An 8,380-nucleotide genomic window follows, 5' to 3' on the forward strand; every position below is an offset into this window, starting at 1 on the left:
ATATTCTGGAGGATAGATACGGCAACGGTGCGACAATAATAACCTCGCAGCTGCCAGTGGATAACTGGTATAACTTTATAGATGAACCCACACTTGCAGATGCAATTATGGACAGGCTGTCAGCATCTGCTCACAGAATTGCACTTACGGGCAAATCCATGAGAAATAAAAAAAATCATTAAGTTTACAGAATATCGCTTTGTCCAAAAAGTGATATGGTTAAAAAGTTAGTGCTAAAGCCAGAACCAAACTGGTGCACTATGCCTCGGAATGTGGTGTACTTTGTTCGGAATAATCAGTCAATCATGAATGCCATTAAGTTCAAATTGATTTGTAGGGTATTTGCATGTATTCGGGGAGATAGATTATATGAGAGAGGATACGTTTCTTTAAAACCTATTACAAAAGAGGTAGATAAAATTCAGAAATAACCAAACCAAGTTCAAATAGATGAAATTAGCCTGGGTGATTAACCCAAGCTAATAATTTAAATTGTGCATTCATCAGCAAAACTATAATACCCATGATTGGCAATTATCAGGTGATCGTAAAGCTCGATTTCCAGTAATTTACCACATTCTTTTAATTGCTTAGTAATCTTAATATCTGAATCACTTGGCCTTAAATTACCACTTGGATGATTGTGGCAAATCAGTATTGCAGATGTATTTGCTTTTAATGCAATTGAAAAGATAATCTTTGGATCCATTATAATCATACCAACACCACCTGTCGAAATATCAACAATACCCAACACCCTATTCTCCCGATTCAGCAGTATCATTTTACACTGCTCTAAGTACTCTAGCTTTCCTGAATCCCATTCCTGTATGAATAACTTATAAGCATCTTCAGATGAGCTTATTTTTGGTCTATCTTTAACTTTGTAATCTGGTTTGTAGCTTACTTGCACTTCAGCCACCTTAAATGTTGTTTGTTCTTGTACCATATGATTTGAATTAATTATGGTACTAGGCAAGCTTTTATCGAAATTTAGCAAAGGAGGAACGGAATAAATAGGATGTGTGGAGGCCGTAGGAGCGTTTATGCCGTAGTTCCTTTAGGCGTGTTGAGATTATAAGCTTAATTTTGAGTAATAATTGATAATATATAATATGGTATTTCAAAAATAAGACACTGATTTTTAATATTATACCCCTAAATAATAAGTGTCTCATCTTATTACTTTATTTAGAATAGTCCATGCACCATTTCTTTATATCTTCGAAATCTTTTAAAGCCAATTCATATTCCAAAGGCTTTACAAACTTTTTAGCATCTTCTGTAAAAGAAGAGGTTGTAACCAAAATTGCTTGAGTGTAACGTTCTGCGCTCTTAACACCATATAATCCTCTTACCAATTCAACGCCAACTTTATGGTCTTCCTTATATTTTTTACATTCCACTATAAACATTTGGTGGCCGAAAGGACTATTATAAACAGCGATGATATCTTTTCCACCATCTCTAGTTTGAGGTGTAAGAGTAACTTCATAACCTTTATTTCGAAAAATCTCGGCAATCAACTCCTCAAACTTTCTAGGATTAAGGCTGCGAATAAATTCTGGATGCTGAACAAGGTATGCGATTAATTCATCGTTAACCTCATTCAAGCTAATTTGTAATTCGGCATTATTCTCTAATTCTTCTGAAGAGAATAATTTAGGATATAAATCCTTTAAAGGCATGTATTTTGAAAAGCCCTGCGCACCATCTTTATTGCTATAGGGATATGTCACTAATCCCCTAGGCTTTCTTATTCCAATTGCTTTGTCTTCATTGATATTCATGTGTTTTACACAAAGAAATGGGCAGGTAAAGTCTTGCTGATAAAATGTTTCATTTGCAAAATCATAATAATCGTAGAGGAGGACTTCAACAAAAGGGGGCTCCGAGCAACCGCTCACTGAGCACGGGGTTTCGTTACTAAATCCGAATCTTTTTTTATAATTTTCGCTCATATATGTATTTAATGACTAGGTAAACCGAGTTTATCAAATAACAGTCTATTCCTAGCTTTAGCGTCCTTTAATAACTTTGTGTAGGATATAACTTCAATATAAGCATTATACTTTGAGTGAAAATAAAAGTATCCCTGTCCATCAGGGGTTTGGGTATAATTACGTTCATCTAATATGTTTTTAAGATTATTATTAAAGTCACAGATAACGTAAGCGTAAAATGGAGTTCGATCTTTATCAACTTGAATGACTTTACCCTTTCTATCAGTTGCAGTATTTTCTCTTATTGTTCCTATATATGAAATGACTTGATCGATAGGATTTTTCTTTTTATTTCTCGTGTGGTAATCTTTTCTTTCTGGGCGTTTAAATTCAACAATTACAAATGAATTATGAGGAGCTTCATCATTTACAAATGCGAAACTTTCATTAAATATTAACAAATCTGGCCTATCAAGACTTTCTGATCCTGTTAGGATCTTTGTTTCTTTAAAGGATTTATCGGATGACAAATATGAGTGATATGATAATCTCTCATCAATCAGCCATAGATTTTGTTGCTCGAAAGTGATTTCATCAGATTCACTTTTTAATGGAAAGAAAATCTTATGAATTGTATCTTCAGTAAGAAATTCATCATTGTCATCAACACCAAGAAATTTATCTAAAAGTTCTATTACAGATTTTCGATGAACAATATATTTTGCAAGATTTGCTTTCCCTATGTCATTAAACTTTTCAATAAAATCGTCATAAAGCAATTTATATTCATCTGAATCATTTACAGAATTTGTATTTAGAATTTTCTCTCCTAATTCTTTAATTTCAATCTCTAAATCCGATTGCACTTTGTACAATTCTATATTTAATCTGTTTCCAGATAAATTGGGATTCATATTGCGAACTACTTCAGGTTTATATTTTAATAGTGTTTTATATTGTGGTGCGTCAGCAATTATATGCTGACTGTATTTTTCATACTTTTGTTCCCTTATGTTTCCTAAATAATCTTTCAATATATCTTCTAAACTCAATACAGCCTTTTGTCTTATTCGATCAAGATTAGGCAAATCGTTAACTAGATTTTGCAAATCAGTATCTTCTAAATTATCTGGGAAATCGAAATCAGTCCGTTCGTTATCCACATTATCGTCTAAAAATTTGCTGGTTATATAGACCTGGTATGTAAAATAAATATTCGCCTCTTCCATTATAGAATTCCCTAAGTCTGGAATATATTTTACTAATTTTTCTTCCCTCACAACTCTATCATTACCACAATAATGTATTCTATGACCTTTTTTTACATCATACAGCCTAAGCAAATGTATTTGAAATTCATTCCCATATAACTCAAATTTACTTGCTTTAATAGAAGCTTTAAAAGACGTATTGAATATGCTGTTTAAATCTATTTTAGTACCATTTATTTTCTCTATAATATCAATATGTGGAGCTTTTTGGTTGAGGTAAAACACTAAAAAATGATCTATGATTTTCTCCCCAATATCGTACAATGCTTTTGGACAGGTATCTTGATAGTCAGCTATGAAATTTTTTAAAGTTACAGATGTTCCTGTTTTAACACTTGATGATAAATCAACTTTATGCTCGAAAATGCCCTTGTCAATAGGCTTAAAAGTAAATTCTCTAATGTGGTTCTCGTTTGTTACTTCATTTTTAAAGCTGCTTTTAAATTTCAGACTTTTAAAAGCTTTAAGACAGACGAATCTTCCAATTCCTTTGGCACCTCTCTCTATCTTGTGCTCTGATTCAGCAGTCAAAAAAGATTTAAAATTACCAAGGTTTAAACCAATTCCATTATCAATGACTTCTATATCCATTATCGGATAGATATCCACCTTTTCGCATTCTGCTAAGATATCAGCATTGCCTTGCCTTGAAATGTATATCATAACTTTACCGTTTTCTATTTTCTTATCTTGGATAGCATGTATGCTATTGCTAATGGTTTCAAATAGTGGCCATAGGGATTTAGCTTTAGGCAGTTTTGTATTTCTAATCTTCCCAGAAATATTGGTATGCAATTCCGGTATTATTTCCTCCATAAGTAATGAATTATTGCAAAGTAAAATTGTAATTTTAGGACAGTATTTATTAAGGTATTATCCCTTGACATAAAGTGTCCTTTGTTTAGACGGTTGTAGACTTGCTTTAGTATTAAAAAAAGATAATACAATTGCAAAAGTAACACCTAATTATTATTTCTTTTAGCACTCTCAATAACTCTGTTTTTCTCTTCATCAAAAGCATATCTCATCTTTTGTGCAAATTTTATCTCAGTTGCATCTAGGTTAAAATGATCAAATTCTTCAGTTTCTTGTTCTTCAAGATATTCTATAAAATGCTCAACGCGTTCAATTCTAAGTTGCATACGGTCGATAATATTATTGTCTTGTTTATATTTAGATTCCGTATTTCCAGATTTAGATAGGTAATTACTAAGCTCCTCATTAAAAACACCACAATCTAAGGAAACAAGATCGAGGTAAGCAAAATTAAAGGCTAAGGTATCAAAAACGTAATGACCATATGCTGTTATTTTAATCTGGTCAGTATTTTCATTGTAAGTTTCTAGTCTATTACTTGATTCAACAATTCCTTTTATCATAAATACATCTAAATGACGCTCGCAATCATCTTTCAAATAATATTTTTCTTCAAATTCTTGTACGAATAATTTAGAGTCAATGAAGCCAGAAGGATTGGATGTGAATTTCTGCATTAGTAAGTTAAGAATTCTTAATCCAGTAAAGTGTGAACTATTATTATCATTTCTTAAACGATATAAATTTGGAACTCGGCTTAACTTTTCATCATAAAATATTCTATCAGGTATCATCATCGGTTTAATAACTTGATGAATTTGAAAGGTCCAAAATCGATGTTGAGAAATTTCCACAACATTTGTATAGCCTGAAGAAATAAATCCTCTAAAAAAATCTAGTGCTTGCCTCACGTCACCATGTGTTGCAAATCTCAGGAATCTTGAAAGATGAGAGTCCTTGTTTTTTAATTGATATATACAAATATTCAAAAAATTAGTTATGGTATTAAGATCACCACCTGTTTTAATACCATATTCTAAGTCAGGATCTTCTGTATACTTGAGAATCTCTATTATGTAGGCGAGCCTTTTTATAATAACTTCAGGTATTACTGGAGCTGATAAATGATAACCAGGTGTATGATATGCATCTAATGCTCCTTTTGTTTTAGCAATGTAGAAACGCTCTTCTCGCATTGAAATGATGACCAAGCAACTTAATTTTTTTGCTATTTCAATTGCTGTTAAATATGATAGATCTTGTAAATCTGGATTTAACTGATCCATGTTGTCAAGAAATATTATTAATCCTTTATTTTTAGATTTAAGCTTAAGACTAAGCTTTTCGCAGAATAATTTAGTATTATTAATATTATCACTAAGGAACGTCCGCACTAGTCTCTGATAGTCTTCACTATTAGGTGTCAACCCAACTAAAAGTTGTTTTTGATAAATCTCAAATTCATTCGAAAATAATTTAAGAATCTCTTCTCTAGAGGAATTAATTATTTGATCTTTATCTATACCTAGCTTTACCTTTTCCCATATTTCTGTAGTTAAGGTATCAGATGTTTGAGCGGAATCAATTAAATCAATGAGTGCTATTTCTGAATGTATATCTATTTCAACAGGTCTGACGTGAAATAAAAAGCGTTTTAAAAAAGTTGATTTACCAGATCCTCGTCCACCAAAAAGAATCATTACATTGTCGAGATTCTCTTGTCTTATTGTCCTTACGATATTTGTTCCAAAAGCTCCTCCAGCTTTATCATCCGTAAATTCCCTAAATCCCTGATTTTTGAAATATGGTGTTAATGAATCGTTTAAGAAACCTAGCACATTCTTCTGAAGCTCATCATAGTGACCTTTATTACTTACGTAACATTTTCGCATAAATTCTTTATCTGAGAAAGGAATCGGCCCTAAATATTTCCTAGATAAGGAACTTAGAGATCCAGCATATTTGTTACTATTGACCGGTGAGTCATAAGAAGCAATCTGTTGCTTTGGAAAGAAGACCTCAGTGTATGATTTTTTATTTACGCCAATATTTGTTGCAATTGAATTATATTCAACCATGCTAGTGTAGCCAAGTAAATTTATTGCCGTCGTGTAGTCCTGTTCAAAGAAATTCAAGTTTTTAATTACAAAAGCCGGTAGTTTTTTCCAAGGTTTTTGATTTGTTGGAGTTATTTTAAATATTATCCACACATCTCCATTTGTAATGGCCCCATATTGACATAGCAAATCTTCACAATACTCCTTAACTTGATTAATTGCCTCTTTTATATTTTCATTTGATATTAATTTATCAATAGATATTTTTTGAAAGTTTTTGGAAGAGTTAAACGTTAACGGTAGGTCAAAATAGACACCCTGTTTTTTACTCTCAACAATCAAAATTGGCTTGTTTGCTTTATTTTTCAAAATGTAGTCTGCTCTGTTTCCATCCACAAAAAATTCAACACAAGTATCGACTTTGGGCCATTTTAAATACTTTTCAAGAATTTCATCAATTATTTTAAATCTTGTTTCTGCCTCATTCAATTGACTGGCATTTGGATAATCAGATTTAATTTTCTTAATCAGATCTATTTCATTCATTATTGTTAATGGTTAATTCATGCTTAAAGAACTAAGAAGTTCTGATTTATTTTGGACGATGATTTGTTAGATGCGTATAATTATTCACAATGTTTAAACTTTTGAATAATTTAAATTTTCTTTGATAATTTTGATTTGATATTCTCTTAACTGTATTTGAAAGGTTTTTTGTTTGCTTTGGTGTATTGCATTGAGATTTAAATGTTCGAGTTCTTAGCCGATTAGATTCATGGGGGATGCATTTATCATTTTCATTAGCTTTTACTAATCTAATAAGAAAAAACTATATCAGGTCTAGTGGACTATAATTACTTATATATAAGTATGGGTAGTGCCATACACATTAAGCGACGTCCTTGCAGTAAAGTTCTTAGAACGATGCAACATTATTAATGTGTTAAAAATAATAGTTTTAAAGGTACAAAATCTCTTAGCAAAACAACCTGCTGCCTAATCACTTCATATATTATGAACATTAAGCCATATAATTTTATTTACCCATTAAATTCCGGTTTTATAAACGATAAATCATTTTTCTTAATAGTCCTGTAATTATCAGTCAATTCTGTCCAAGGCAATGTTTCGTAAATGAAAAGCCAATATTTATCAAAATCATCTTTTTTCAATTCTTTTGATAGATCTTTATAGTCTTTGAGATATGCTTTTTTATAGTATTTTTTGTCATATAGGTATGAGATCATTAAAAATATACAATCTAACGAATTTACAGAATCTTGTTTATTGGTCAGTATTTCAATGTTAAAATCATATTTAATTGCCCAATAAATAGCGTAAGAGCAAGCTTCATAAATTTTCTTTTTAATTCCGTAAGCATAAATGTCTTTTGCAATTTTTTTTATAATGTTACCGCTGATTTTATGCGGTTCAAACACATGTTGCTCAAGTAAATTTATAAGGTATGGATAAAGTAAAACCAAATGATGTATCTGCTTAATGTAGTAGTCCTTTGCATTAGCGTCTAGATGTTTGTTCGAAATTATTTTTATGGCATAGTTTAAAATTGAAGCATCTGAATTTTCGTCCAGCATCAATTCTATTGCAAAATCAATAAAGCCTTTTAATTCTTTGACCCTAATCGCTTGTTTAAAATTAACTATATAGGAATTTGTAAAATTAAAATGATTCAGTTTAGTCACCCAATTTTTCACACTTGCTAAAGGCAGCGGGATTATTTTAGATTTTTTACTATTCAGAACCAATTCATATTTTTTGAGTTCTTCAGCTAAGTTTAAAAAAAATCTATCTGCTTCTTCGTATGTTTCAACATAGCAAGTATAATCATCTATATTTCTAATGTATTTAAATCCATGTTTAGTCAGTTCATTATCGACCGTAACAAGTATTATTTCTGAAATTAAATTTGAAGAGTGAGGGCCAATTAGAACTCCGTTAGTTTCACCATGTTTTAAATTTCGCGTATAAAAATCTATGTATGCAGCCTATAAAGTGCATATTTGATTATCCACCTATATTTTTAAAGTTCTGTGGATACAGGTCCTTAATTTTCTTGTGGTTTATTGACATTATATTTTCCAGTGTGTATTTAAGCCACTTGTATGGATTCACCTGATGCTTCTTGCAGATCGCAAAGAAAGAATAGATCATTGCTGATCTTTGCGCTGCTTCGTGGCTTCCGGCGAAGAGATAGTTTTTCCTGCCCAGGCTCACCGGTCTTATTGCATTTTCTACCAGGTTGTTGTCGATTTGAAGGCTGCCATCATAAAGG

At 31.4% G+C, this 8,380-nt stretch carries 7 protein-coding genes; 1 reads left to right on the plus strand and 6 read right to left on the minus strand.

Annotated elements, in window-relative coordinates:
* On the plus strand, window positions 1–182 hold a 182-nt coding region (locus tag EZ449_RS22230; protein WP_165499751.1), incomplete at its 5' end, for an ATP-binding protein.
* A gap of 305 nt (window positions 183–487) precedes the next feature.
* Here the strand turns inward: EZ449_RS22230 and EZ449_RS22235 are convergent.
* The 6 genes from EZ449_RS22235 to EZ449_RS22260 all read right to left on the minus strand — a co-directional run.
* Complete coding sequence (locus EZ449_RS22235; protein WP_131563062.1) at window positions 488–949, minus strand: JAB domain-containing protein; 462 nt, start codon at window positions 947–949, stop codon at window positions 488–490.
* Window positions 950–1,187: 238 nt separating this feature from the next.
* Entirely contained in the window at window positions 1,188–1,790 is a 603-nt protein-coding gene (locus EZ449_RS22240) for a restriction endonuclease (protein WP_165499837.1), read from the minus strand.
* Window positions 1,791–1,969: 179 nt separating this feature from the next.
* Window positions 1,970–4,030 (minus strand): Shedu immune nuclease family protein, encoded by a 2,061-nt coding sequence (locus EZ449_RS22245; RefSeq protein ID WP_131563067.1) that lies wholly within the window; start codon window positions 4,028–4,030, stop codon window positions 1,970–1,972.
* 146 nt (window positions 4,031–4,176) lie between these two features.
* Complete coding sequence (locus tag EZ449_RS22250) at window positions 4,177–6,633, minus strand: AAA family ATPase (RefSeq protein WP_131563069.1); 2,457 nt, start codon at window positions 6,631–6,633, stop codon at window positions 4,177–4,179.
* A 494-nt stretch (window positions 6,634–7,127) separates the two neighbouring features.
* A complete protein-coding gene (locus EZ449_RS22255) occupies window positions 7,128–7,853 on the minus strand; it encodes a hypothetical protein (protein ID WP_394347150.1) in 726 nt (241 codons plus the stop codon).
* 259 nt (window positions 7,854–8,112) lie between these two features.
* Window positions 8,113–8,380 (minus strand): IS66 family transposase (locus EZ449_RS22260; RefSeq protein WP_131561350.1); only part of this gene is annotated, 268 nt, incomplete at its 5' end.

Source organism: Pedobacter frigidisoli (assembly GCF_004331675.1).
GTDB classification, from domain to species: Bacteria; Bacteroidota; Bacteroidia; order Sphingobacteriales; family Sphingobacteriaceae; genus Pedobacter; species Pedobacter frigidisoli.

Coding starts and splice junctions, on each gene's coding strand:
- EZ449_RS22250 (WP_131563069.1), bottom strand. CDS start 6,633: ATGAATGAAATAGATCTGATTAAGAAAATTAAATCTGATTATCCAAAT.
- EZ449_RS22235 (WP_131563062.1), bottom strand. CDS start 949: ATGGTACAAGAACAAACAACATTTAAGGTGGCTGAAGTGCAAGTAAGC.
- EZ449_RS22245 (WP_131563067.1), bottom strand. CDS start 4,030: ATGGAGGAAATAATACCGGAATTGCATACCAATATTTCTGGGAAGATT.
- EZ449_RS22240 (WP_165499837.1), bottom strand. CDS start 1,790: ATGAATATCAATGAAGACAAAGCAATTGGAATAAGAAAGCCTAGGGGA.